A 26,018-nucleotide genomic window follows, 5' to 3' on the forward strand; every position below is an offset into this window, starting at 1 on the left:
ATGAATACCAAACTTAACAAATCAGATTATATTCTTCTTATTCTTTATTATGGAGTAGCTGTAATTTTAAACATTATAGATTATAAAAGTAGAGGATTAAAAACTATTGAGTTCTGGGTAGACATTCCAGCTTCTCTTATCATTTCCTTTATCACAATAATACTATTTATGTACATTATTATTCCTAAATTCTTGATGAAAAAAAAGTATTTATTATTTCTAATTTCTGCTTTTTTAACTCTATCAATATTAGGTGTTATTGATGACACATTAGGTTTTTTAAGTGCAGGAAGAAAATTATCTAATCTTCCTAAATGGTACAACATTATTATTAACGGAGTTTATACTTCGTCCAACAATGCAGGGTTTCTTCTAGGGATTTTATTCACTAAAAAATTCTATGAAGGTCAATCTCAAATCTTGAAAATAGAAAAACAACAAAAAGACAATGAATTAAAGCTATTGCGCTCTCAAATAGATCCACACTTTTTATTTAATAATTTAAACACTTTAGATAGCTTAATAGATTCCGACGCTGAAAAAGCTAAAGAATACATTAACCGATTATCGCTAATTTACAGATATTTAATTAAAACAAAAGATGCCGAAGTAATGGAGCTCTCTAAAGAACTTCAGTTTGCTGAACACTATATTTATCTGATGAAAACTCGTTTTGGAAATGATTATGATTTTAAGATTGAAAAACAAACCGATTTAACTGATAAATTCATTCCAACGGGTGCGTTACAAACTTTACTAGAAAATGTTGTAAAACACAACAAACCAAAACACAATGAAACTATTGTAGCTAACATTGTAATTAACAACAAGTCGTTAGAAGTCATTAATCACAAAGGACATACAACCCTTAAAAAAGATTCTTTAGGCACTGGTTTAGAAAACTTAAAAGTTAGATATCAATTATTATCAGATGAAGAAATTACAATTTTAAATACTGACAAAAAGTTTAAAGTAGTGATTCCTATTATAAAATTATCAGAATAAAAATCATGAACATTTTAATATTAGAAGACGAAATACCAGCTCAACAAAAACTAGAGAAATATTTATTAGAATATTTTGAAGATGAAATTTACTATGATTGGGCACGTTCAATTTCTGAAGGAAAAAAACTATTATCAGAAAATAAGTATGATTTTATTTTATCAGACATTCAGCTTTTAGATGGAATTTCTTTTGATTTGTTTGATGAAATTACCATAAACTGCCCCATTATTTTTTGTTCTGCTCACGACGATTATTTATTCAAAGCTTTTAACACAAACGGAATTGCGTACATACTAAAACCGTATTCAAAAGCAGATTTTAATAAAGCGATTGAAAAGTATCAATCTCTTTTTAACCAAGGAAATTACAACAAATTAAACTCTGATACGATCTCTAATTTAAAATCAGCTTTACAAGAAGAAAACACATCCTATAAAAAACGTTTTGTTATTAAAAAAACAAAAGGAATTCAATTGTTAAATGTTACAGATATTAGTTTAATTGAAGCTTCAGGTGATTTTTGTATTGCAACAGATTCATCTGGAAAAAGACATACTATTTCGCAAACTTTAGGAAACATCTTTCAACAATTAAACCCTGCTAAGTTTTTTAAAATTAATAGAAGTGAGATCATTAATATTGATTTTATTAATAATATAGAAAGTCATTTTAAAAACCGTTTATTAATCACATTACAAGGTGTAAAAGAAAAACCGATGACAAGTACTTCTATTACTTCTGAATTTAGGAAGTGGTTAGAACAATAAAAAAAGCTTCAGTATCCTGAAGCTTTTTTTATTATATATTTCTTTTAATATTAATCTCTACTTAAAAATATTTGCAATACATACCAAAACAACAACATTAAAGAAGCGAATAATCCTAATGCAGCTGGTATATAATCTTCCGTTCCAAACTTATGTACTAAGTTAGACGTTTGGTATAAAATTGAGCCTCCAGCTAAAACACACATTCCAACAGAAAACCATAACCCCAAGTTAAAACCAAATAAAGTACCAGCTACAATTAATCCTATAGCAATAAAAAACCCTATTGTTAAAGCTGCTCTTAGAAATGAAAAATCTTTTTTAGTAATCAAAACTACTGCAGATAAACCAGCAAACAAGGTTAAGGTCACAATAGCTGCTTGTTGAAGTATATCAAAATTCTGAGTATAGCTAATTGCTATGTAAATTAGCGGAATAAAAATAAAAGCTTCTGCAAATATATATCCTGCATACGCCATGTACTGCAAATTTTTATCCGTAGTTCTTAACGCTGTACTTTCTGCGTAATTTGTTATTAGCATAAAACCTCCCAATAACAACAACCATTTATATCCTTGTGTCATTGATAAAGCGAATTCTACAATTGCAGTACTTTGGAATAATAAATATTCAAACACAACAAATAACAATACACCGCCAGCAACATGCGCATAGGTCTTCTTATAAAAAGCTACTCTCTCTGCTTGATTTGTATCTGCAACTAAGACTTTTCCTTCATTAAAAGAATTGAATGAATTTTCCATAATAATTTTTAGTTAAGTTATTTTTTCTATTCGTAAAAATAAAAAATATTCCTAAAGAAAAAGCCTCAGTTAAATTTAACTGAGGCTTTATTTATTTTTAATCATTTAATTTTAAAACTGCCATAAACGCTTGCTGTGGAATTTCTACGTTTCCAACTTGACGCATACGTTTTTTACCTTTTTTCTGCTTTTCTAAAAGTTTACGTTTACGAGAAATATCACCTCCATAACATTTTGCTGTCACATCTTTACGTAAAGCTTTTACAGTTTCACGAGCAATAATTTTCGCTCCAATAGCTGCCTGAATTGGAATATCAAATTGTTGACGTGGAATTAATTCTTTTAATTTCTCACAAATACGTTTTCCTATTGAATAGGCATTACTATCGTGTAATAAAGCAGAAAGTGCATCTACAGATTGCCCATTTAATAGCATATCTACACGAACTAATTTTGATTTTTGCATTCCTATTGGATGATAATCAAAAGAAGCGTATCCTTTAGAAACTGTTTTTAAACGATCGTAAAAATCAAAAACAATTTCTGCTAAAGGCATATCAAAAATTAATTCAACTCTTTGTGGAGTTAAATACGTTTGATTTACAATTTGTCCACGCTTTTCAATACAAAGCGACATTACTTGTCCAACGAAATCAGATTTTGTAATAATCGAAGCTTTAATAAAAGGCTCTTCTACTCTATCTAATTTTGATGGATCTGGTAAATCTGACGGGTTATTTACAATGATAATCTCGTCTGGATTTTTCTTAGTAAATGCATGATAACTTACGTTAGGAACGGTTGTAATTACGGTCATGTTAAACTCACGCTCTAAACGTTCTTGAATAATTTCCATGTGTAACATCCCTAAGAATCCACATCGGAAACCAAAACCTAAAGCTGCTGAGCTTTCTGGTTGAAACACTAAAGAAGCATCGTTTAACTGCAACTTTTCCATAGAGTTACGAAGTTCTTCGTAATCTTCTGTATCTACTGGATAAATACCTGCAAACACCATTGGCTTAACGTCTTCAAAACCTTCAATTGTATCAGTGGTTGGGTTTGCAAAATCAGTAATTGTGTCCCCTACTTTTACTTCTTTAGCTGCTTTAATACCTGTAATTAAATATCCTACATCTCCTGTTTTAATCTCTTTTTTAACTACCTGTTCTAACTTCAAAGTTCCAACCTCATCCGCTCCATATTGCTTTCCTGTAGCCATGAATTTTATTTGTTGATTCTTTTTAATAGAACCATCAATTACTCTAAAATAGGTTTCAATTCCTCTATAAGAATTATAAACACTATCAAAAATTAAGGCTTTTAAAGGTGCATCAGGATTTCCTTCTGGTGCTGGTACTCTTTCAATAATAGCTTCTAAAATCTTATCAACTCCAAAACCTGTTTTTCCACTTGCAGGAATTACATCTTCAGGATCACAACCTAATAAATCTACAATATCATCAGTAACTTCTTCTGGATTGGCAGAAGGTAAATCTACTTTATTTAATACTGGAATAATTTCCAAATCGTTTTCTAAAGCTAGATATAAATTCGAAATTGTTTGCGCTTGAATACTTTGAGCCGCATCTACAATTAGTAACGCCCCTTCACAAGCCGCAATAGAACGAGAAACTTCGTAAGAAAAATCTACGTGACCTGGAGTGTCAATTAAATTTAAAATATAATCTTCTCCGTTGTATTTATAGTCCATTTGGATTGCGTGTGACTTAATGGTAATTCCACGTTCACGCTCCAAATCCATATTATCTAACAATTGATCTTGTTTTTCTCTTTCGGTTACAGCTCCTGTATAATCTAACAGTCTATCTGCCAAGGTACTTTTTCCGTGATCAATATGCGCAATAATGCAAAAATTTCTAATATTCTTCATTCGTCGTATTTCTAACTTCTTATGACTTGCAAAGATAAGCTAATAAACTGCTAGTGCAAATTAAATCAATCATTCAACACAAACACCAAAAACAAAAGAATTATAAGCCAAAAACACCAAAAAACCACATTATCCTCAAAAAGAAGAAATTAAACTTACATTTTATTGATTTTTAACATATTTTTTTTAAAGTTTAACTATTTTTGTCAACTAAACCTCGTAACTATCAATAAAATAATTGAGAATGAAAAAAATAATTACTATTTCATTATTATCTCTTGCATTTTCTTTAAATGCTCAAGTCCAAAAAAATGCTCCTTGGACTAATTCTAACAACTTACAAAAAAAAGGTAAGACAACTTTTAAAGATATTACCAAATCTGCTGAAAATTACTTTAAAACTATAGATAAAAATAAAAAAGGGAGTGGAATTAAACCTTTTGAAAGATGGAAGTATCATTGGAGTTTTTATACCAAACCTGACGGAACTTTGGCTCCTGCTGAAGACTTATGGAGTGCTTGGAAACAAAAAAAGCAAATGAGTTTACATCAAAAAAACTCAAATACAAGTAACTGGGTTTCTAAAGGCCCTTATACTCACACCAACACAGCATCTTGGTCTGCTGGTCAAGGTAGAGTCAACGTCGTTGCCATTGATCCTTCAAATCAAAACACATATTATGTTGGTACTCCAGCTGGTGGCATTTGGAAATCTACTGATGCTGGACTTAATTGGATCCCTTTAACTGACAACCTACCTCAAATAGGCGTTTCTGGAATTGCAATACATCCTACAAATTCAAATATAATTTATATTGCCACTGGAGATGATGATGCTAATGATTCATATTCTGTAGGAGTATGGAAATCAATTGATGGAGGAAGCACATGGAACAATACAGGTGCCATACCAGGCAGCCCTACTGATATGAGTGAAATTTACATAAACCCTAACTCTACTGAAACTGTATTAGTTGCTTCTAGTTCTGGTGTTCACAAAACCACAAATGGAGGAAACACATGGGTTACAAAATTAAATGGTGACATTGAAGATATTAAAATGAAGCCAGGTGATTCTTCTATTTGGTATGCTACATCTAACGATACCTTTTATAAGTCAACCGATAGTGGAGAAACTTTTAGCGCAATAAACATCCCTACTCTAACAGGATCTTCAAGAATAACCATGGATGTCACTCCAGCTAACTCAGATTATGTTTATTTTGTTAGCGCTGCAAATGACCGATCTTTTAACGGACTATTCAAATCTACTGATAGTGGTACAACATTTACAAAAACATCTGAAACCAACAATATTTTTGAAAGCTCTCAAGCTTGGTTCGATTTAGCTTTAACTGTTTCTTCAAAAAATGCTAATATAGTCTATGTTGGCGTTCTTAATATTTGGAAGTCAATCAACGGAGGAGACAGCTTCTCAAAAATAAATGAATGGAACCAACCTAATTCTGCTTCATACACTCATGCCGACATACATTTTTTAAGATTCATCAATGATAAGTTTTTTGCAGGAACTGACGGAGGGGTATATGTTTCTAATGACGAAGGAAGCACATTCACTAGCCTTACAGACAATCTTGCTATAGGTCAATTTTACAGAATTTCAGTTTCTCCTCAAAACTCAAATAATATTGTAGGAGGACTCCAAGATAATGGAGGTTATGCTCACTCAGATAATACTTGGAACAACTATCATGGAGCTGATGGTATGGATTGCGTTATTAAACCAAATTCTCCTAATAATTACTTCGGTTTTATTCAATATGGCGGAAGCCTTTACGAAACTAAGGATGGTGGAAAAACTAGAGCTAGTTTTGTTAGCGCCCCTGCAGAAGAGACTGGACCAAATGACAGTGGAGGAAGATGGATAACTCCATTAGTAACTGACAACGACGGAGTTCTTTATGCTGGTTATAAAAAACTATATAAACTACTTTCCAACTCATGGCAAGCAGTTACAACATCTGCTTTTTCAGGAGATATTTCTTCTATTGAAATAGACCCAAACAACAATAACAACATCTATGTTACAGTTGGTACTACATTATATAAAAGTATTGACCGTGGTATTACGTTCAACAGCATCCCTTTAAACACTTTAAGTAATATAAATACTTTTGAAGTTAGTAATAATGACTCTAATATTGGATGGCTAGTATTAAACAATGGTGTATATAAATCTACTAACCTAACCAGTAGCTCTCCTACATTTACAAATATTACTAACAATTTACCTTCAGAATCAAAAACAACCATAGTACATCACTTAAGAAGTGGTAATAACACTATTTACGTAGGAACTACTTTAGGAGTTTATTATACCAATGACAACTTAACAGAATGGAAGGTTTTTGACACAGGGTTGCCCAATACAATGATCAGGGATTTAGAAGTTAACGAAGAAGACGCTCAATTATATGCGGCTACTTACGGAAGAGGGGTTTTTTACACTAAAATACCTGAACAATTACCTAATGTTGACATTAAATTAGAATCTATTGAAAATCCTACAAACGGAATTAGTTGTTCAAGTAATATAACTCCTAAATTAATAGTTAAAAACAAAGGTACTCAAACAATTTCTTCATTAACTATTAACTATAAATACAACAATCAATCTACTCAAACACAAAATTGGAATGGAAACATTACCTCTTTAAACACAGTAACTATTGAATTACCAACCGCTACTTTAGAATTAGGCAGTCAATCTCTAGAAATTGAAGTAACAACACCAAACGACACTTACAACAATAATAAAAGAACAATAAATTTCAATATAAATAAAAGCTCTAACACCCCAACAACCATCAATTCATTTGAAGGCAAAAACGATGTTCTTTTAACAGACTTCACATCAAACTCTGGTGCAACCAAATTCTGGGATGTAGGCCCTATAAACAAAACCTTACTTCAAACACCAACAGGAAGTAAGGCTTATGCTACTAGTTTATCTGGCAACTATCCAGACAAAACTACCGCCTATCTATATACAAACTGTTACGACCTTACTAAAATTGCTAATCCCGTTTTTAAATTTAACATGGGATTTGACATTGAACAAGATTGGGACTATTTAGTTGTAGAATACTCTAAAGACCAAGGAAAATCATGGGAAATTCTTGGAACTGCCAATGACCCAAATTGGTACAATAGTTCTTCTACATTAAACAACCTACCTGGTAAACAGTGGACTGGTGAAGGAGAAGACACTAATCCACAAGGAGGTAACAACTCAACAAACAGAGAATATAGTTATGATTTAAATGCATTTAAAAACGAATCTAATATTGTTTTTAGATTTAAATTTTTAGCTGATGACGCCACTAATGAAGAAGGTGTTGTTATAGATGATCTAGTAATAGCGGGTACTCTATCTAACAACGACCCAACAGTTTTAAATGCTATATCTATTTTCCCGAACCCATCTGATGATATCTTCAACTTAAGATGGACTACAGGAGACAACTTAAATATTAAAGTTTACGATATAACTGGTAAACAAATCTTTAGTAAAAAAGATTTAAATGACAGTAATTACAAACTTAACATGAGTAATTTTGCTAAAGGAATTTACCTATTAAATATGGAAATGAATGGCAAATCTGCAACTAAGAAGTTAATCTTAAAATAATCAAGATTTCTTACTATAACTTAAAAAGCCAATCTGAATAGATTGGCTTTTTTTATAATATTTCATTTACAGTTTTAAAAATTAAATCACTCTCGAACCCTTTGTACATTAAATGATCTACTATTTTTTTCTTCTTTTTAAATGCGTTTATTTCTTTTATCAAACTCTTCTTTTTCTCAACTAACTCATACAGGGTTTTTACATACTCATCTTCGTCAATTTCTATAAGTGCAGTTTTTATATTATAAGAGGATATATCTCGAAATTTCAATTCTCTTGTTATCCTAACTCTACCCCATTTTTTAATTCGGAACTTTCCTCTGGCAAAACTTTTTGCGAAACGTTCTTCGTTTAAATAATTTTCCTGCAATAGATGTAATAGTATTTTTTCTTTTGCTTCTGGTATTAAATTATACTCTTCAAGTTTTTTTTCTACTTCCTTATGGCATCGGTCTTGATATACACAAAAACTTTCTAATTTTCTTTGAACTTCTTCAACTGATGCGACCTGTTTTTTCATACCACGAAAATACTAAAAAGGGCTGAAAGAAAACCTTCAACCCTTTTTAGTCAACAAAAATTAAATTATGATAAATCTAGTTATACAACAGACCTATTTCTTAGCCACATTTTAAACTGAGTAATTAAGTAGAATAAAATTGGCACTACTATTAGCGTTAAGAAGGTAGCAATTAACAATCCGTAAATTACTGTCCACGCTAATGGCCCCCAGAAAATTACATTATCACCTCCCATATAAATATGTGGATTAAATTCAGTAACTAGGGTAAAGAAGTTAATATTTAATCCTGTTGCTAACGGAATCAACCCTAAAATAGTCGTAATTGCCGTTAATAACACTGGGCGTAAACGTGCTTTTCCTCCTTTAATAATTGCTTCTCTTAGAGCTGGTTTATCTACAAAATCATCTTCATCTATATGATGTTCAACTTTCTTTCTATCAATTAATAACTGAGTATAATCTAAGAGTACTACACCATTATTTACCACAATTCCCGCAAGCGAAATAATACCCATCATTGTCATCATAATTACAAATGAAGAACCAGATGCAACAATACCGCCAAACACTCCTATTAAACTTAAAAAGATAGCTAACATGATGATACCTGGTTTAGACACCGAGTTGAATTGGAAGATTAAGATTAAGAAAATTAAACCTAAACCTCCAAAGAAAGCTCCCATTAAGAATGCCATTTGTTTGTTTTGCTCTTCAATCTGACCTGTATAATCTATTTTAATCCCTTTTGGAATATCATTGTAAGATTTCATTTCTTCTTGAATCTTGCTTACAATTGCTCCGGCATCAGTAAAACCAGGCGCTAATGCAGAATATACAGTTACTACTCTTTCAGAATTTTTGTGTTTAATTGCACTAAATCCAGACGTGTTTTTTTGTTTAGCTACTGTAGAAACTGGGATTGATTTTACCTGACCAGAAGCCATATCTCTAAACGTAATTGTTTGATTGAAAATAGCACTTGTATTATAACGATTATCTTTGTTAAAACGCACATAGATATCATAATCATCACCATCTTCTTTGTAAACACCTGCTTTCGCACCAAAGATAGAATTACGTAATTGCTGACCAACTTGCGATGCACTCACCCCTAATTCTCCTGCTTTTTTTCTATCTACATCTACCAACATGGTTGGCTTAGATTTGTTTACATCAATCTTTAATTCTGCGATACCAGGAATCGATTTTGTATTGATAAAATCACGCATTTTCTCAGCAGCAACAATCAATTCATTATAATCTTTTCCTTCTAATTCTATATTAATTGGATAACCTGCTGGTGGTCCTACTGGATCTTTTTCTACAGAAATTAAAAGCCCTGGATAAATTCCTTTTAAAGCATCTGTAACTTCTTTCTTCAACTCTTTACTACTAGCTCCTTTACGGTATTTGTATTCTCTCATCGTAGCTACAATCTTACCTCTATGTGGCATTTCAGCTGTAGACCCTCCATCAGTTTGAGGGTTACCAGAACCTGCACCAACCTGAGCAACAGAGCTTTCTACTAAGAAATTATAACCATTTTCTACATATTTAGGCTGATTGATAACTTTATCTACACGAACCTCCAAATCTTTCATAATTCGGTTCGTTTTTTCGATATCCGTTCCTTGAGGATATTCTACATAAACCACTACTTGGTTTGGTGTGTTATCTGGAAAAAATTCTACTTTAGTTCTTTGACTTCCTACTGAAGCTCCGAATCCCATAAAAGCAACAATTAATAGTATAAATGTAGCCACGGTTATAATCGCAGGTCTCCATCCTTTTAAAGCTCCAGTAATCATTCTTTCATAAAAACGTTCCCAACGTGGTAATACTTTATTTTGGAAACCGTTAGCTGCTGGACGTAAAACATAACGATAAATCCAGAAATTAACTGCAGCGAATACCATCAATGTTCCTAATGGACGAATGCTTCCTCCAAAAATTAAGATTAATAATCCTACAGCTCCTAAAACAGAAGTCATAATGATCAATCTTTTTAATGGCATATTTTTATCTTCAGTACTCATAAACTGAGATACCATTACAGAGTTAAAGAAAATTGCTACAAATAATGATGAACCTAATACCACCGATAATGTTACTGGAAAATAAATCATGAATTGCCCCATAACTCCAGGCCACATCCCCAAAGGAATAAAGGCTGCTACGGTTGTTGCTGTGGAAATAATAATTGGAAATGCAATTTCACCAATACCTTTTTTAGCTGCTTCTATACGACTCATTCCCTCTTCATCCATCAAACGATACACGTTTTCAACAACTACAATACCATTATCTACCAGCATTCCGAGTCCCATGATTAATCCGAAAAGAATCATGGTATTCATCGTATATCCCATTCCGTTTAAGATCATTAATGACATAAACATAGACATTGGAATTGCAAATCCTACGAACAAGGCATTTTTAAATCCTAAGAAGAACATTAATACGGTAACTACTAAGATTACCCCGAAAATGATATTATTTACTAAATCATCTACCTGACCAACGGTTTTTGCTGATTGATCATTAGCAATCGTTACTTTTAAATCTGATGGAAAAACATTCTCTTTCGCATTTTTTACAATTTCTTGAATTTCCTCAGCTGCTTTTACCATGTTTTCTCCAGAACGCTTTTTCACATCAAGCATTACTACAGATTGCCCGTTCTCTCGAGCATAGGTAGTTTTATCTTTATCTTTAAAAGTAATTTTCGCAATATCTTTTAAGTAAATAGAGTTTCCTCTCTCTGATTTTACCACAAAATTTTGTAATTCTTGCGGATCTTCTACCTCTCCTAAAACACGTATCGTACGACGTTGACCACTAGCAATAATATTACCTGCCGACATAGTCACGTTTCCTCCTTGAATAGCTTGTATTACATCTTGAAAACTCACCTTAGCCGCCATCATTTTGTAAATATCTACAGCAACCTCAACTTCTTTATCTTCTGCCCCACGAATATCTGCCTTTTTAATTTCAGATAAATCTTCAATTTCATCTTGTAAATATTCTGCGTAATCTTTTAACTGTTCTACAGGATAATCTCCAGAGATATTAATGTTTAAAATCGGAGTTTCTTCAGCAATATTTAACTCAAAAACATTTGGTTCTACCTTAGCTCCGTTAAAAGTTGGCCAATCTTCACCAGAAACCTCTTCATCTATCTCGTCTTTTACCTTTTGTTTTGCTTGATCTACAGTAAGATTTTCGTTAAACTCAATCGTAATCATCGACACATCTTCTTGAGATGTTGAGTTTATTTTTGTTACGTTACTTACCGATTTTAATTTATCTTCTAACGGATCTGTAATTAATTTTTCTATATCTTCTGCAGTGTTTCCAGGGTATACAGAACTAACATAAATTTTAGTTTCTTTAATCTCTGGAAAATTCTCTCTTGGCATATCTAAAAAGGCAGAAATACCATAGAACAAAATCATCACCATCATTACATAGATGGTCGTTTTGTTATTGATTGCCCAAGACGACAGACCAAATTCTTTGTCTACTTTCTTTTTTTGTTCTGACATGATGCTACTTATTTAGAGATATTTACTAACTGACCATCTTTTACACTTCTTGCTCCTTCTTTAATAATTTGAGCTCCGTTAGATAATCCTTTTAACACTTCAATAATATCTCCTTGCGTTTTACCAGTTTCTATAATCACTTTTTTAGCAGTTCCTTGCTCTCTCTTATCAACTTTTTTCACATCTTCAACAACATAAACATATTGATCTCCTTTCGCATTTTCTGAAATAATACTTTGCGGAATCAAGATAGCCTTCGGATTTGTATAATCGTTAATTTTTAACTTCGCAGTTAAATTTGGCTTAATACTTCTGTCTTTGTTAGGAACCCCAACTTCTATTTTAAAAGTTCTATTTGCTGGATTAATAAAGTTACCTGCTTGACGAACTGTTGAATTAACTATTTTTCCTAAGATTGGAAAATCTACCTCTACTTTCTTTCCTTTTTTAACTGAAGTAATGTAACTTTCAGGAACATCTGTTTCAATGTACATATCTCCAAGATTTACAATTCTGAAAACTTCTGCTCCAGCACCAGGTGCAACCACAGTACCTTGCTCTTTAATTACATCATCAATAATTCCTGTAAAAGGCGCTCTAATTACACTCTTAGCTAATTGCTTTTTTAATTGATTTACACTTCTTGTTAAAGCTTCGTAATTTGTTTTGGTTTGTAAAAACTGAATTTCAGATCCAATTTTTTGATCCCATAAACGTTTTTGACGCTCGTACGTAGTTTTTGCTAATGCTGCTTGTGCTTCAACTTGTGCTACTTGTTGACTTAGTCCACCGTCATCTATCTTAGCTAATGCTTGCCCTTTTGCTACTCTTTGTCCTTCTTTTACGTAAATAGACACTAATTGTCCTGGCATTTCAGGATATACTAAAACATTTTTCTTTGTTTGCACATTACCTTGTAAATCTAAATAGTGTACAAATGGTCTTTCTACTGTTGTAATAGTACTAATTAATGGTATTTTCTTATTAGTATCTAACTTAGAAATTTCATCACTCAATAGTTTTATTTGAGCAGAAAGTTCTTGTTGTTTTTTATCTAATTGGTCTTTTTTAGCTCTAATTTGTTCTAAGTTTTTAGATGCTAATACCGAATCTACTGTTTGTTCTTTGCTTCCGCAAGAAACTAATAATACAGTTGCTATGGTTACTATTAATATCTTTCTCATTAGTTGATTATTTAACTGGAATATTTAATGCGTTTTCTAATGTTGCTTTTTTAGCAATTACATTAAGCATTGATTGAACATAATTGTTTTGTTGCGTGTATAATTGGTTTTGAGCCTGTAACAAATCAAAGCTTGAAGAAATACCTTCAAAAAACTTTACTTGTTGCTTTTTTTCTATTCTTTCAGATAAAGCTAGGTTCTTTTTAGCTGTTTCGTAATTTTCAATACTTAATTGATAATCGCTCTTAGCTCTTTCTGCTTGAAGATTTAGTTTTTGTGTTATTTCTTGTAGTTTAATATCAGCATTCTCTAATTCTATTCTTGCTCTTGCTGTCTTTGCACTTCTTCCTAAACTACTAAAAATAGGAACGTTTAAACTAACACCAAATAATGAATAGTCGAACCATTTTTGATCACCATTAAAAAATGTAAAACTATCGGAGTTTGCATTTGCTCCGTAGTTAATAAAAGCTGACAGTGTTGGCAATGCTTTACTTTGCTCTAAACGCATCAATAAACGTTTACTTTCTCTATCGTTTTGTGCGATTCTAAAATCTATATGATTATCAATATCAAAAGCTTCTGTTAGTAAACTTAAATTAGTATTGCTTAATGTTAAACTTTCTAGGTTATCTGTTAATGTTACTTTGGTGTTTAAATCGGTACCTAAAGCAATATTTAACATTTGTAACCCAATTATTTTTAACCTCTGAGCATTGTTTAAATTATTCTCAATATTACCTAGGGTAATTTGTAATTGTTCTACGTTTTCTAATTCTGTTAAACCATTATCATATATCTTTTGAGTTTCATTAACATTCTTTTGTAAAACATTTTTGTTTTTCTCCAAAATGTCAATGGTTTTTTGAGCCACTAAAACATTACCATAAGCATTAATTACTGCTTCTCTAGTAGCTAATTCAGTCTTTTCTTTTGCTTGTTCAGAAATTTTCAAATAGGTTTTTGCTGATTGTAACCCTACTAAATAAGAACCATCAAATATTAATTGTGACAATGTTACAGATGCATTTACGCTTTGCTTTGTTCCAAACGGAACTGCCAATCCTTCTGTTGGAGCATCAGGAATTTCTTTTATTATTCCTAAAGATGATAAATCGTAAAATTCACTTAATTGTCTTATTTGACTATAACTATCTGCAAACCCTGCTGGAAAAACTGACACTTGTTGCTTTAGCCAATTTTGATAGTCTACTTTTCCATTAATTTGCGGAAGCCCCATCGTAGTAGTTTCCCACTTTCTCTTTTTAGCAGCTTCAATATTATTTACAGCTGTTTTATTATCGTAGTTGTTTTTAATAGCATAATTAACTGCTTCTTGCATTGATAAGCTAAGTTCTTTTTCTTGAGCCTGAATAGCACCCATAAAAAAGATGACAAATACACTATAGATGTATTTCCTCATTATTATTGATTTTTATGTATTATAGTTAAGTGTTTCTCTAATTCTTCTAATCCTTTTTCGGTAGCAATAGCCCTGATATGATATTCTAAAACTTCATATTCTACTTTCATTAACTCACTCATTTCATGGCTATACATATCGCTGTCGAAAACTCCAAAAATCAAGGTGAAATAAAAGTTTACTATTAAGTCTATTTTAATATCACTTCTATATAATCCTTGTTCAACACCTTTTTGTAAATTATCGGTATTGCAATCTCTAAACATACAAACCTCACGTTCTATAAGTTCGTTATAGGTCTCTGGATAGTATTTTTTCAACTGATACATTGGTGAAGTTTTCGCATTCTTAAACATTTCTTTAAAAATCGATTTAATTGCAAACTCTTCTTCAATAGCATTATACTTCTTTTCTTTAATAGATAAAATTGCATTATCTATTGCTTGTTGAACACTGTCAGTTGCTTCACTTACCAAATCAGCTTTATTCGAAAAGTACTTGTATAAAGTTTTTTTAGATACTCCTAATTCGCTAGAAATATCATCCATAGTAACACTCTTAAAACCATAGTTTAAGAACATTTTTGCTGCTTTATTTAATATCTTATCTTTCATAAATCGTTGGCAAAAATACAACAGGAAACTTTAGAAACAAAAAAAGTTTCCATAGTTTTAATGTTTTTTTAACATTTCATTTATTTTAGCATTTAACTTTACCTTATTTTTACCAAAATTTTTTGATTTGAACATATTACAATATCAATCGGACTTTTTATCGTACTTAGAATCTCAGAAAATGGTACGTGAGCCAAAGAATTTATACCTACCTATAGAATATATACTACAATTAGGTGGAAAAAGAATAAGACCAATTTTAACTTTAATTGCTGCTGATGTTTTTTCTGGAGATTATAAAAAAGCGCTTCCAACTGCTCTTGCTGTTGAAGTTTTTCACAACTTTACTTTAGTACATGATGACATTATGGATGATGCTCCTTTACGAAGAGGAAAGGAAACTGTTCATGAAAAATGGGATTTAAATACAGGAATTCTTTCTGGTGATGCAATGTTGATTTTAGCCTATCAATATTTTGAAAACTATCCACCACATATTTTTCAAAAGCTTGCTAAACTTTTTAGTAAAACTGCCTTAGAAGTTTGTGATGGACAACAATTAGATATTGATTTTGAAACTAGAAACGATGTTACTATTGAAGAGTACATTAAAATGATTACTTTAAAAACATCTGTTTTAGTAGCAGCTGCCTTAAAAATGGGAGCTATCATATCTGAAGCTGATGAGGAACAAGCCCAACATCTTTACAACTATGGTTTAAATTTAGGTATCGCATTTCAGTTACAAGATGATTATTTAGACACTTTTGGTGATCCAGAAACTTTTGGAAAACAAGTTGGTGGAGACATTATTGAAAATAAAAAAACATACCTATACCTAAAAACTTTAGAAGTAGCAAACGAAGAAGATCGTAATCTTCTTGTAAAATTATACAACGAAGAACCAAAAAATATTAATAAAAAAATCAGTGAAGTTTCTTCAATTTTTAAGAGAAACAATATCACTCAACACACAAAACAACTTATTGAGTATTACACAAATAAGTCTTTTGAAAGCTTAGATTACCTTACTATACCTAAAGAAGCCAAAGAAGGACTAAGAGCTTTTGGAGAAAATTTAATGAGTAGAAAAGTGTAAAAATTAGTTTTTATTTTAAAAAAAGTTTTTATTTTTGCACACCCAAGAAAACGGGTCCTATAGCTCAGTTGGTTAGAGCACCTGACTCATAATCAGGGGGTCCATGGTTCGAGCCCATGTGGGACCACCTTTAAAGCTTCACTTTTTGTGAAGCTTTTTTGTTTTATACTAACAAACAACCATAAAAAAACACGCTAAAAAGCGTGTTCATTATTTTCTCTAAAATAAAACCTCTATTTAAATTCAGTTAATCGAGCAACATATTTTCCGATAACATCAAACTCTAAGTTAACCTTTGTCCCTTTTTTAAAATATTTAAATGTAGTATGCTCGAATGTGTATGGAATTATCGCCACACTAAATTCATCCTTCTTAGAATTTACGACTGTTAAACTCACTCCGTTAATTGTTATCGACCCTTTTTCAATAGTAACATTATTTCCTTCAAAATCATATTTAAAAGTAAAAACCGTACTACCATTTTCACCTTTAATTCCAATACATTCCCCAGTCCTATCAACATGACCCTGCACAATATGTCCATCTAAACGAGCACCTAATTTCATTGCTCTTTCAAGATTCACTTCATCACCAACTTGTAAACTTCCAATATTAGTTTTATCAAGCGTTTCTTTAATTGCCGTTACAACATATCCATCGCCTTCAATTTCTACCACTGTTAAACAAACACCATTATGCGCTACGCTTTGATCTATTTTCAACTCATTGGTAATTGAGCTTTTTACTGTTAAATGTAAATTCTCTTTTTCTCTTTCAACCTTAGTTACTTCACCAAGAGTTTCTATAATACCCGTAAACATTCTATAAAAATTTAACTACTTTTGTTTGCATCAAAAATACAACTTACGAAAGTAACTATGGAGAAAACAGACAAAATTATTGTTGGAATTTCGGTTGGAGACATTAACGGAATAGGAATAGAAATTATCTTAAAAACATTTGAAGACAAAAGAATGTTAGATTTCTGCACTCCAGTAATTTTTGCTTCTAACAGATTGATTTCTTTCCATAAAAAAAACCTAAAACTAAACAACAGTATCCATAGTATACATTCTACCGATAAAATTACACATGGTAAAATAAACCTTGTGAATATTTGGAAAGAAGAAGTTAAAATTGAAGTTGGAAAATCAACAGGAAATGGAGGTAAATACGCATTTAAATCTCTTGAAGCAGCAACAAAAGCTTTAAAAAACAACCATGTAGACATTTTACTTACCGCTCCTATAAACAAAGATACAATTCAATCAGAAGATTTTAAATTCCCTGGACACACAGAATATCTTCAAGACAATTTAGACGGTAAAAGTTTAATGATTTTAATGACTGATGAATTAAGAGTTGGTTTAATCACAGGACATATTCCTGTCTCAAAAGTGAGTGAAACAATTACACCGGAATTAATCCAAGAAAAGGTTGAGATTATGCATAAATCTTTGGTAGAAGATTTTGCTATTAGTAAACCAAAAATTGCAATTTTAGGACTGAACCCTCATTGTGGAGACAACGGAATTATCGGTTCAGAAGATAATGAGATTGTTCGTCCAACAATTACTGAAATTAAAAAAACTGGCAAAATGGTTTTTGGACCTTATGCTGCTGATGGATTTTTCGGTTCTAAAACTTACAAACAATTCGATGGTGTTTTAGCGATGTATCACGATCAAGGGCTTGCTCCTTTTAAAGCATTAAGTTTTGGCAATGGTGTAAATTACACGGCTGGTTTAAATAAAGTACGTACTTCTCCCGACCACGGAACAGGCTTCGATATCGCAGGAAAAAACAAAGCAAATCCCGATTCTTTTAAGGAAGCCTTATTCACTTCTTTGCACATTTACAAGAACAGAAATGAGTATCAAGAACTTACTAAAAATAAGCTCCCTGTAAAATAGTTTATTTTTTTACAACAAAACTTAAAAGTAAAAACTTTTTTTATATCTTTGCACGCTCAATTTGATGTTAGAGATGAAAGATTTAAAAGAATTCAACATACCTTTTGTTGGTTTAAAAGAAGGAAGTCATTTATTTGAATATCATATTGATAAAAAGTTCTTTGAAGCATATCAGTTTGAAGACTTTAACGACGCTAACATAAACGTTAAAGTTAATTTTGTAAAGAAAAGCACTATTATGGAGCTTTCAATTACAGCAAGCGGAACTATTCATGTACCATGTGATATTACAAGCGAAATGTATAATCAAGAAATTGAAGGAACATTAGCTTTAGTAATAAAATTTGGCCTAGAATTTAACGATGATAATGAAGAGATATTAATTTTACCTCACGAAGCGTATCAAGTTAATATCGCACAATATATTTACGAATTAATTGTGTTATCAGTTCCTTCAAAAAGAATTCATCCAAAAGTTATTGATGGAACCATGAATTCTGAAGCGCTCAAAAGACTAAAGGAATTAGAATTAAAAGAAGAAAAACCTGTTGAAAAAGAAAAATCAACAGACCCAAGATGGGATAAATTAAAGGATTTACTAACAGATAAATAAAGATATAAAATGGCACATCCAAAGAGAAAAATATCTAAAACTAGAAGAGATAAGAGAAGAACTCACTATAAAGCTTCTGTACCTCAAATAGCTGTAGACCCAACAACTGGAGAAGCTCACTTATACCACAGAGCTCACTGGCACGAAGGTAAATTATACTACAGAGGTCAAGTTGTTTTAGAAGCAGCTACTGCCGAGGCATAATTTATAGTCAAATAAAATTAAAAACCCTCTTTTTGAGGGTTTTTTTATGTTTTTATGTTAAAAACCATCATTTTTTGATTGTTTTTACTAAAAAAAGTGAAATAATTTTCATTACTTTGAAAACTCGTTTTACGACAAAACAAACAACTATGACTAAAATAACTGCAGCAATTACAGCAGTAGGAAAATACTTACCTGACTATGCTCTTACAAATAAAGAGCTAGAGACTATGGTAGATACGAACGACGAGTGGATAACTACCAGAACAGGAATCAAAGAAAGAAGAATTTTAAAAGGTGAAGGTCTTGGAACTTCTTTTATGGCTATTAAAGCAGCCGAAGACTTACTTCAAAAGTCAAATACAAACCCAGAAGATATCGACATGGTAATAGTAGCAACAGCTACTCCAGATATGCCAGTTGCATCTACAGCAGCATACACAGCTTCTAAAATCGGAGCTACCAATGCATTTTCATACGATTTACAAGCAGCTTGTTCAAGCTTTCTATACGGGATGTCTACGGCATCTAGCTACATAGAAAGTGGACGTTATAAAAAAGTATTATTAATAGGAGCCGATAAAATGTCTTCTATTATAGATTATACAGACAGAGCTACTTGTATTATTTTTGGTGATGGTGCTGGTGCAGTTTTATTTGAACCAAATGAAGAAAATTTAGGACTTCAAGATGAATATTTAAGAAGCGACGGAATTGGTCGTGAATTTTTAAAAATTGATGCTGGAGGCTCTATTTTACCTGCAAACGAAGATACTGTAAAAAACAAAAGACATTTTGTTCATCAAGAAGGTCGTACAGTATTTAAATTCGCTGTTTCTAACATGGCAGATGTTGCCGAAAAAATGTTAACAAGAAACAACTTAACAAAAGAAGAGATACAGTGGTTAGTACCACATCAAGCTAATAAAAGAATCATCGAAGCTACTGCTAATAGAGTGGGCTTAGAAGATGAAAAAGTAATGATGAATATTCATAAGTACGGAAATACCACTTCTGCTACCTTACCGTTATTACTTGCAGACTATGAAAAAGAATTAAATAAAGGAGATAATTTAATTTTTGCCGCATTTGGTGGAGGCTTCACTTGGGGAGCTATTTACTTAAAATGGGCATATAACTCATAAACCAAACAACTAATAATTTAAGAAAATGGATATTAAAGAAATTCAAAGTCTTATAAAGTTTGTAGCAAAGTCTGGTGCAAGCGAAGTAAAGTTAGAAATGGAAGATATTAAAATCACCATTAAAACTGGAAGCGAAGCTCCTGAGACAACAATTATTCAAGCTGCTCCTGTAGCTGCTGCACCACAAATTGCAGCTGCTCCGGCACCAGTAGCTCAACCAGCTGCTCCGGCTGCTCCTGCAGCAGAAGCACCAGCTGCAGACGACGAGTCTAAATATGTTACAGTAAAGTCTCCAATTATTGGTACTTTCTACAGAAAGCCATCTCCAGACAAACCAATGTTTGTAGAAGTTGGTAGTACAGTAAAAGCTGGTGATACAGTTTGTATCATTGAAGCAATGAAATTATTCAACGAAATCGAATCTGAAGTATCTGGAAAGATTGTAAAAGTCTTAGTAGATGACATGTCTCCAGTAGAATTCGATCAACCGTTATTCTTAGTAGATCCATCATAGTTAAACATTATATTTTAGAGGTTAAAAGTTGAACATTTTTAGATGCTTCAACTTTTAAACTTTAATCTGTAAACTAAACTCTAAAAGTATGTTTAAAAAGATATTAATTGCCAATAGAGGTGAAATTGCACTACGTGTAATTAGAACCTGTAAAGAAATGGGCATTAAAACTGTGGCTGTATATTCTAAAGCAGATGCTGAAAGTTTACACGTAAAGTTTGCCGATGAAGCTGTATGTATCGGTCCTGCCCCAAGTAACGAGTCTTACTTAAAAATGGATAGAATTATTGCTGCTGCAGAAATTACAAATGCAGACGCAATTCACCCAGGATATGGATTCTTATCTGAAAATGCTAAATTTTCAAAGTTATGCGACGAGCACGAAATAAAGTTCATTGGTGCTTCTGCAGAAATGATTGACCGTATGGGAGATAAAGCAAACGCTAAATCTACTATGATAGCAGCTGGTGTACCATGTGTGCCTGGTAGTGAAGGTGTTATTCAGGACTTTGAAGAATGTAAAAAATTAGCCATCGAAACAGGCTATCCTGTTATGTTAAAAGCATCAGCAGGAGGTGGTGGTAAAGGTATGCGTGCCGTTTGGAAAGAAGAGGATTTAAAAGATGCTTGGGATTCTGCAAGACAAGAGTCGAAAGCTGCCTTTGGTAACAACGACATGTATATGGAAAAGTTAATTGAAGAACCTCGTCATATAGAAATCCAAGTAGTTGGAGATTCTTTTGGTAAAGCATGTCACTTATCTGAAAGAGATTGTTCTGTACAACGTCGTCACCAAAAGTTAACTGAAGAAACTCCTTCTCCATTCATGACAGATGAATTACGTGATAAAATGGGAGAAGCTGCAGTAAGAGCTGCAGAATACATTAAGTACGAAGGTGCTGGTACTGTTGAATTCTTAGTAGACAAACACCGTAACTTCTACTTTATGGAAATGAATACTCGTATTCAGGTAGAACACCCAATTACTGAAGAAGTTGTTGATTACGATTTAATTCGTGAGCAAATCTTAGTAGCTGCTGGTGTGCCAATTTCTGGTAAAAACTATTATCCACAGTTACATTCTATCGAGTGTAGAATTAATGCTGAAGATCCGTTTAACGACTTTAGACCTTCTCCAGGAAAGATTACTTCTTACCACGCACCAGGAGGTCACGGAGTTCGTGTAGACACGCATGTGTATGCAGGATATATGATTCCGCCAAACTACGACTCTATGATTTCTAAGTTAATTGTTACTGCTCAAACTCGTGAGGAAGCAATTAACAAAATGAAACGTGCTTTAGACGAGTATGTAATCGAAGGAGTAAAAACAACAATTCCTTTCCATAGACAATTAATGGATCATCCAGATTATGTAGCTGGTAATTACACTACGAAGTTCATGGAAGATTTTCAAATAAAGTCTTAAGGATATTTAAAATACTTCAAAAATCAGTGAGTTATGCTCGCTGATTTTTTGTTTATTCTTGAAAGTATCGTAAATTACTTCTTGTTCAATATTTACCTATTCTTGAAGTAATCTACTTACCTCAATTTACCCAATACCTCAATGAGGGTTCATAAATTCGTGATATGAGTTTACTATACAACCTACTTTTATTCAAAGCTTCCATTTTATTACCTATCGTTGCTTTGTTCAACAAAAAAATAAAACTATTTGTTGATGGTAGAAAAGAAACTTTTTCAAAATTAAACGCAATTAAAGCTAACAATAAAGTCGTATGGATTCACGCAGCTTCTTTAGGAGAATTTGAGCAAGCTCGTCCCATAATTGAAGAATTAAAGAAAAATCACGCTGCTTATAAAATCGTAGTTACCTTTTTTTCACCTTCTGGTTATGAAATAAGAAAGAATTATACTTTAGCTAATGTAGTTTGTTACTTACCATTCGATAATCCTTCTAAGGTTAAAAAATTCATAAAACAAATACATCCTGATTTAGCAATTATTATTAAGTATGAATTTTGGCCTAACTTATTATCAGAATTAAAAAGAACAAACACAAAGACTATTTTAGTTTCTGGAATTTTTAGAAAAAAACAATCCTTTTTTAAATGGTACGGAGGTTTTATGAGAAAGAAACTAGAGGCATTTAATTTCTTTTTTGTTCAGAATGAAACCTCTAAAAACTTATTAAATTCCATCGGTTATAAAAACGTAACTGTGAGTGGAGATACTCGTTTCGATAGAGTTTATGAAATTTTACAACAAGATAATTCTATTGAATTTATTGAAGAGTTTAAAAACAATACCTACACTGTTGTTGCAGGAAGCACATGGAAAGAAGACGAAGAACTTTTAGTTGATTACATCAACAATTCAACTTCAAAAAACGAAAAGTTTATCATTGCTCCTCATAATATTAAACCGAATCAGATTCAAGAACTAAGAAATTCTATTTTAAAAAAAACGATTCTCTTTTCAGAAAAAGACAATGTAAACCTTAAAGAGTATCAGGTTTTTATCATTGATACTATCGGTTTATTAACCAAAATCTATTCCTATGCAGATGTTGCTTATGTTGGTGGTGGTTTAAAAACGGGGCTTCATAATGTTTTAGAACCTGCAACTTATGGAGTACCTGTGATTTTTGGTGGTAATAAATATCAAAAATTTAAAGAAGCTACCGATTTACTAACTCTTAAAAGTGTTACAATTGTTACAAACAAAAAAGAATTAACTGATATTTTTGTTTCTCTAAAATCAAATGAAAATTTGCGATTAGAAATGGGAAAAACTAATGCTGCTTATATTGAAAACAATAAAGGAGCTACAACAACAATAATGAATTATATAAACAATATTTTATAATGGATTTTTTATTACAACCTTGGCCTTGGTTCGTATCTGGACCTTTAATTGCCTTTGTACTATTTTTATTCTTTTACTTCGGAAAGAACTTTGGCGTATCTACCAACTTAGAAACCATGTGTACCATAGCCGGTGCTGGCAAAGTTTCTGATTATTTTAAAAAAGATTGGAAAGAACGTGATTGGGCATTGGTCTTTTTAATAGGATTAATTATTGGTGGCTTTATAGCTATCAACTATTTGTCAGCTACTAAAACAATTGATCTAAACCCGAAAACAGTACAAGAATTAGCTGATTTAGGTTTTGCTAATGCAGGAAACTCCTACGTGCCTTCTGAAATTTTTAGTATTGAAAATATGCTAACCTTAAAAGGTTTCAGTATTCTTTTGGTTGCTGGAATTTTTATTGGTTTTGGTACTCGATATGCTGGTGGTTGTACATCAGGACATGCAATTACTGGTTTAAGTAGCTTACAACTACCATCGTTAATTGCAGTAATCGGTTTTTTTATTGGCGGTTTGGTAATGACGTGGGTTCTTTTCCCTTTAATTTTTGGGTAATATGAAAAACATAAAATTTTTATTCTTAGGTATTTTCTTCGGAATTGTATTAACAAAATCTGAAGCTATTTCATGGTACAGAATTTATGAAATGTTTAAGTTTCAGTCATTTCACATGTATGGAATTATTGGTTCTGCCGTAGCTATCTCAATGGTATTAATGTATTTCTTTAAAAAAGGAACTATTAAAGATTATTTAGGAAATCAAATCAATATTAAAGAAAAGAAAAAAGGTTTTATTAGAACTTTAGTAGGCGGAACAATTTTCGGATTAGGTTGGGCTTTAGCGGGTGCTTGTCCTGCTCCTATTTTTGTATTAATTGGTCATGGAATAATCCCGATAATTATTGTTTTATTTGGAGCTATGTTAGGTGCTTTTATCTATGGTATTTTAAATAAAAAACTCCCTAGCTAGTCTTTCAGTTTTATAAAATTTTCTAGTTTTTGGTTGGTATTATCAACTACTTGCCAACCAAAAACTGATGATAATTTATACAGCTTAGAAAGCTCTACAAATAATCTTGTTTTTGCTTCTTTTTGCAGCTTAGTAACTTCTATTGTTTCTTTGATTTTATCAATACTCTTTTGATTGATATCATTCAACTCTCTTTTTGAAAAGGTATTGAACTTACTTTGTTGTAAATCGAAATATTTTACTTCTGGCGCAATAATTATTTCTTGTTGTGGTATTTTATTGATAATTATTTTTTGTTGCAAAGAATCTATTTGAAGATCTAATTTTGTAAGGTCATACCCTACCTCAACTTTTGCATTTACAGTTACAACAGCTTTCTTATCGAAAGACAGGTAATCGTAGAAATATTTTTTACTATCACTATAGCTTAAAATCTCTGAAAAAGTTCCTTCTGAAACCACCAATTTACTCATGTTTTTTATTCCACTAAGAATAATACGAGTTTCTTCTTGGGTATGATTTTTTTCCTTTTTTTCATACCAAAGTTTTGCTAGTAAGAATCCTAATAAAAAAACAGCAACATATTTTAGAAAACGCATGCAGTAAAGTTTTCTTAAAGGTAAAAAAACAAGATGAAATGCTGAAATAAATTCAGTTATTTAGATTCCATTTTCACGGGAATGACAAACTTCAATATAATGCTAATCCTCTTTTGGAAACGCTTGCTTATTGAATAAGAACAATAGTATTACACCAATGGTAATCCAAGAGTCGGCACCATTAAAAATAGCATTAAAGAATGTAAAATGTTGTCCGCCCCAAATAGGTAACCAATTAGGTAATGTTCCTTCCCACATAGGAAAATATAACATATCTACCACTTTTCCATAGAACAATTCTCCATACGGATTATCAGAAAATAGTGTCGCTACTTTATGCATAGATGAATCGAAAATAACACCGTAAAAAACAGAATCGATTATATTACCTACAGCACCCGCTAAAATCAATCCTATAGCTACGACAACAGCTGTATGTGCATTTCTTTTAATGGTTTGCCATAACCAATATCCAATTCCAGTTACCGCTACAATTCTAAATAACGTTAAGAAAAGCTTACCTGCTCTTCCGCCAAATTCAAATCCCCATGCCATTCCGTTGTTCTCGGTAAAGTGAATCTTAAACCAATCTGCAAAAACCACTACTTCTTCTCCTAAACGGAAATGAGTTTTTACATATATTTTACTAATTTGATCGATTAAAATTGCTAAAACAACCGTTAAAATTGCAATGTTCTTTTTAGACATAGGTTTTAAATTATCAGCCAAAAATAAGAAAAGTATTCA

At 31.9% G+C, this 26,018-nt stretch carries 23 protein-coding genes and 1 tRNA gene; 14 read left to right on the forward strand and 10 right to left on the reverse strand.

Annotated elements, in window-relative coordinates; translation table 11 throughout:
- Both WH52_RS02810 and WH52_RS02815 read left to right on the forward strand, forming a co-directional pair.
- Positions 1–1,005 carry a sensor histidine kinase gene (locus tag WH52_RS02810; protein WP_086029428.1) on the forward strand — a complete coding sequence of 335 codons (1,005 nt, stop codon included), beginning with the start codon at positions 1–3 and terminating at the stop codon, positions 1,003–1,005.
- Positions 1,006–1,010: 5 nt separating this feature from the next.
- Positions 1,011–1,775 carry a LytR/AlgR family response regulator transcription factor gene (locus WH52_RS02815; protein WP_086029429.1) on the forward strand — a complete coding sequence of 255 codons (765 nt, stop codon included), beginning with the start codon at positions 1,011–1,013 and terminating at the stop codon, positions 1,773–1,775.
- Positions 1,776–1,825: 50 nt separating this feature from the next.
- Here WH52_RS02815 and WH52_RS02820 read toward each other — a convergent pair whose 3' ends face one another.
- Both WH52_RS02820 and lepA read right to left on the reverse strand, forming a co-directional pair.
- Positions 1,826–2,539 carry a Bax inhibitor-1/YccA family protein gene (locus tag WH52_RS02820; RefSeq protein WP_086029430.1) on the reverse strand — a complete coding sequence of 238 codons (714 nt, stop codon included), beginning with the start codon at positions 2,537–2,539 and terminating at the stop codon, positions 1,826–1,828.
- A 97-nt stretch (positions 2,540–2,636) separates the two neighbouring features.
- Positions 2,637–4,433, reverse strand: coding sequence for a translation elongation factor 4 (gene lepA, locus WH52_RS02825; protein WP_086029431.1), 1,797 nt, complete (start codon positions 4,431–4,433; stop codon positions 2,637–2,639).
- 244 nt (positions 4,434–4,677) lie between these two features.
- Between lepA and WH52_RS02830 the strand changes: the two genes are divergently transcribed.
- Positions 4,678–8,085 carry a T9SS type A sorting domain-containing protein gene (locus tag WH52_RS02830; RefSeq protein WP_143592030.1) on the forward strand — a complete coding sequence of 1,136 codons (3,408 nt, stop codon included), beginning with the start codon at positions 4,678–4,680 and terminating at the stop codon, positions 8,083–8,085.
- 52 nt (positions 8,086–8,137) lie between these two features.
- On the opposite strand, the gene WH52_RS02835 is transcribed toward WH52_RS02830, so the two are convergent.
- The 5 genes from WH52_RS02835 to WH52_RS02855 form a co-directional block, all read right to left on the reverse strand.
- Entirely contained in the window at positions 8,138–8,605 is a 468-nt protein-coding gene (locus WH52_RS02835; protein ID WP_086029433.1) for a regulatory protein RecX, read from the reverse strand.
- An 80-nt stretch (positions 8,606–8,685) separates the two neighbouring features.
- Positions 8,686–12,156 carry an efflux RND transporter permease subunit gene (locus WH52_RS02840; protein ID WP_086029434.1) on the reverse strand — a complete coding sequence of 1,157 codons (3,471 nt, stop codon included), beginning with the start codon at positions 12,154–12,156 and terminating at the stop codon, positions 8,686–8,688.
- Between the two features lie 8 nt (positions 12,157–12,164).
- Positions 12,165–13,340 (reverse strand): efflux RND transporter periplasmic adaptor subunit, encoded by a 1,176-nt coding sequence (locus WH52_RS02845; protein ID WP_086029435.1) that lies wholly within the window; start codon positions 13,338–13,340, stop codon positions 12,165–12,167.
- 7 nt (positions 13,341–13,347) lie between these two features.
- Complete coding sequence (locus WH52_RS02850; RefSeq protein ID WP_086029436.1) at positions 13,348–14,763, reverse strand: TolC family protein; 1,416 nt, start codon at positions 14,761–14,763, stop codon at positions 13,348–13,350.
- Between the two features lie 2 nt (positions 14,764–14,765).
- Positions 14,766–15,377 carry a TetR/AcrR family transcriptional regulator gene (locus tag WH52_RS02855; RefSeq protein WP_086029437.1) on the reverse strand — a complete coding sequence of 204 codons (612 nt, stop codon included), beginning with the start codon at positions 15,375–15,377 and terminating at the stop codon, positions 14,766–14,768.
- A 127-nt stretch (positions 15,378–15,504) separates the two neighbouring features.
- Between WH52_RS02855 and WH52_RS02860 the strand changes: the two genes are divergently transcribed.
- Positions 15,505–16,476, forward strand: coding sequence for a polyprenyl synthetase family protein (locus WH52_RS02860; protein WP_233131510.1), 972 nt, complete (start codon positions 15,505–15,507; stop codon positions 16,474–16,476).
- 53 nt (positions 16,477–16,529) lie between these two features.
- Positions 16,530–16,603, forward strand: a tRNA-Ile gene (locus tag WH52_RS02865).
- A 106-nt stretch (positions 16,604–16,709) separates the two neighbouring features.
- On the opposite strand, the gene WH52_RS02870 is transcribed toward WH52_RS02865, so the two are convergent.
- Positions 16,710–17,297 (reverse strand): riboflavin synthase, encoded by a 588-nt coding sequence (locus tag WH52_RS02870; protein ID WP_086029439.1) that lies wholly within the window; start codon positions 17,295–17,297, stop codon positions 16,710–16,712.
- 57 nt (positions 17,298–17,354) lie between these two features.
- On the opposite strand from WH52_RS02870, the gene pdxA reads away from it, so the two are divergent.
- From pdxA to WH52_RS02915, 9 genes are all read left to right on the forward strand, one after another.
- On the forward strand, positions 17,355–18,389 hold the full coding sequence (gene pdxA / locus WH52_RS02875) for a 4-hydroxythreonine-4-phosphate dehydrogenase PdxA (protein WP_086029440.1): 1,035 nt from the start codon (positions 17,355–17,357) through the stop codon (positions 18,387–18,389).
- 73 nt (positions 18,390–18,462) lie between these two features.
- Positions 18,463–19,002: a YceD family protein gene (locus WH52_RS02880; RefSeq protein ID WP_086029870.1), complete on the forward strand. Its 540-nt coding sequence runs from the start codon at positions 18,463–18,465 to the stop codon at positions 19,000–19,002.
- 9 nt (positions 19,003–19,011) lie between these two features.
- On the forward strand, positions 19,012–19,206 hold the full coding sequence (gene rpmF / locus WH52_RS02885) for a 50S ribosomal protein L32 (RefSeq protein ID WP_086029441.1): 195 nt from the start codon (positions 19,012–19,014) through the stop codon (positions 19,204–19,206).
- Positions 19,207–19,355: 149 nt separating this feature from the next.
- Positions 19,356–20,351, forward strand: coding sequence for a beta-ketoacyl-ACP synthase III (locus WH52_RS02890; protein WP_086029871.1), 996 nt, complete (start codon positions 19,356–19,358; stop codon positions 20,349–20,351).
- Between the two features lie 25 nt (positions 20,352–20,376).
- Entirely contained in the window at positions 20,377–20,865 is a 489-nt protein-coding gene (accB, locus tag WH52_RS02895) for an acetyl-CoA carboxylase biotin carboxyl carrier protein (RefSeq protein ID WP_086029442.1), read from the forward strand.
- An 88-nt stretch (positions 20,866–20,953) separates the two neighbouring features.
- A complete protein-coding gene (gene accC, locus WH52_RS02900; protein WP_086029443.1) occupies positions 20,954–22,294 on the forward strand; it encodes an acetyl-CoA carboxylase biotin carboxylase subunit in 1,341 nt (446 codons plus the stop codon).
- Between the two features lie 164 nt (positions 22,295–22,458).
- Positions 22,459–23,697, forward strand: coding sequence for a 3-deoxy-D-manno-octulosonic acid transferase (locus tag WH52_RS02905; RefSeq protein WP_086029444.1), 1,239 nt, complete (start codon positions 22,459–22,461; stop codon positions 23,695–23,697).
- Positions 23,697–24,257, forward strand: a complete 561-nt coding sequence (locus tag WH52_RS02910) for a YeeE/YedE family protein (RefSeq protein ID WP_086029445.1) — start codon at positions 23,697–23,699, stop codon at positions 24,255–24,257. Before WH52_RS02905 ends, WH52_RS02910 begins: the two co-directional genes overlap by 1 nt.
- 1 nt (position 24,258) lies before the next feature.
- Positions 24,259–24,672: a DUF6691 family protein gene (locus tag WH52_RS02915; protein WP_086029446.1), complete on the forward strand. Its 414-nt coding sequence runs from the start codon at positions 24,259–24,261 to the stop codon at positions 24,670–24,672.
- Here the strand turns inward: WH52_RS02915 and WH52_RS02920 are convergent.
- A complete protein-coding gene (locus WH52_RS02920) occupies positions 24,669–25,271 on the reverse strand; it encodes a DUF4230 domain-containing protein (protein ID WP_086029447.1) in 603 nt (200 codons plus the stop codon). The genes WH52_RS02915 and WH52_RS02920 overlap by 4 nt on opposite strands.
- A 102-nt stretch (positions 25,272–25,373) precedes the next feature.
- A complete protein-coding gene (locus tag WH52_RS02925; RefSeq protein WP_086029872.1) occupies positions 25,374–25,979 on the reverse strand; it encodes a lipoprotein signal peptidase in 606 nt (201 codons plus the stop codon).
- Positions 25,980–26,018: the final 39 nt, after the last annotated feature.

Source organism: Tenacibaculum holothuriorum (assembly GCF_002120225.1).
Classification (GTDB): domain Bacteria; phylum Bacteroidota; class Bacteroidia; order Flavobacteriales; family Flavobacteriaceae; genus Polaribacter; species Polaribacter holothuriorum.

Excerpts from the sequence above, each read along its gene's own strand:
- WH52_RS02925 (WP_086029872.1), bottom strand. The coding sequence starts at position 25,979 with ATGTCTAAAAAGAACATTGCAATTTTAACGGTTGTTTTAGCAATTTTA.
- WH52_RS02815 (WP_086029429.1), top strand. The coding sequence starts at position 1,011 with ATGAACATTTTAATATTAGAAGACGAAATACCAGCTCAACAAAAACTA.
- WH52_RS02835 (WP_086029433.1), bottom strand. The coding sequence starts at position 8,605 with ATGAAAAAACAGGTCGCATCAGTTGAAGAAGTTCAAAGAAAATTAGAA.
- accC (WP_086029443.1), top strand. The coding sequence starts at position 20,954 with ATGTTTAAAAAGATATTAATTGCCAATAGAGGTGAAATTGCACTACGT.
- WH52_RS02810 (WP_086029428.1), top strand. The coding sequence starts at position 1 with ATGAATACCAAACTTAACAAATCAGATTATATTCTTCTTATTCTTTAT.
- lepA (WP_086029431.1), bottom strand. The coding sequence starts at position 4,433 with ATGAAGAATATTAGAAATTTTTGCATTATTGCGCATATTGATCACGGA.
- WH52_RS02840 (WP_086029434.1), bottom strand. The coding sequence starts at position 12,156 with ATGTCAGAACAAAAAAAGAAAGTAGACAAAGAATTTGGTCTGTCGTCT.
- WH52_RS02850 (WP_086029436.1), bottom strand. The coding sequence starts at position 14,763 with ATGAGGAAATACATCTATAGTGTATTTGTCATCTTTTTTATGGGTGCT.
- WH52_RS02855 (WP_086029437.1), bottom strand. The coding sequence starts at position 15,377 with ATGAAAGATAAGATATTAAATAAAGCAGCAAAAATGTTCTTAAACTAT.
- WH52_RS02870 (WP_086029439.1), bottom strand. The coding sequence starts at position 17,297 with ATGTTTACGGGTATTATAGAAACTCTTGGTGAAGTAACTAAGGTTGAA.
- accB (WP_086029442.1), top strand. The coding sequence starts at position 20,377 with ATGGATATTAAAGAAATTCAAAGTCTTATAAAGTTTGTAGCAAAGTCT.
- WH52_RS02915 (WP_086029446.1), top strand. The coding sequence starts at position 24,259 with ATGAAAAACATAAAATTTTTATTCTTAGGTATTTTCTTCGGAATTGTA.
- WH52_RS02830 (WP_143592030.1), top strand. The coding sequence starts at position 4,678 with ATGAAAAAAATAATTACTATTTCATTATTATCTCTTGCATTTTCTTTA.
- rpmF (WP_086029441.1), top strand. The coding sequence starts at position 19,012 with ATGGCACATCCAAAGAGAAAAATATCTAAAACTAGAAGAGATAAGAGA.
- WH52_RS02820 (WP_086029430.1), bottom strand. The coding sequence starts at position 2,539 with ATGGAAAATTCATTCAATTCTTTTAATGAAGGAAAAGTCTTAGTTGCA.
- WH52_RS02845 (WP_086029435.1), bottom strand. The coding sequence starts at position 13,340 with ATGAGAAAGATATTAATAGTAACCATAGCAACTGTATTATTAGTTTCT.
- WH52_RS02905 (WP_086029444.1), top strand. The coding sequence starts at position 22,459 with ATGAGTTTACTATACAACCTACTTTTATTCAAAGCTTCCATTTTATTA.
- WH52_RS02890 (WP_086029871.1), top strand. The coding sequence starts at position 19,356 with ATGACTAAAATAACTGCAGCAATTACAGCAGTAGGAAAATACTTACCT.
- WH52_RS02880 (WP_086029870.1), top strand. The coding sequence starts at position 18,463 with ATGAAAGATTTAAAAGAATTCAACATACCTTTTGTTGGTTTAAAAGAA.
- pdxA (WP_086029440.1), top strand. The coding sequence starts at position 17,355 with ATGGAGAAAACAGACAAAATTATTGTTGGAATTTCGGTTGGAGACATT.
- WH52_RS02920 (WP_086029447.1), bottom strand. The coding sequence starts at position 25,271 with ATGCGTTTTCTAAAATATGTTGCTGTTTTTTTATTAGGATTCTTACTA.
- WH52_RS02910 (WP_086029445.1), top strand. The coding sequence starts at position 23,697 with ATGGATTTTTTATTACAACCTTGGCCTTGGTTCGTATCTGGACCTTTA.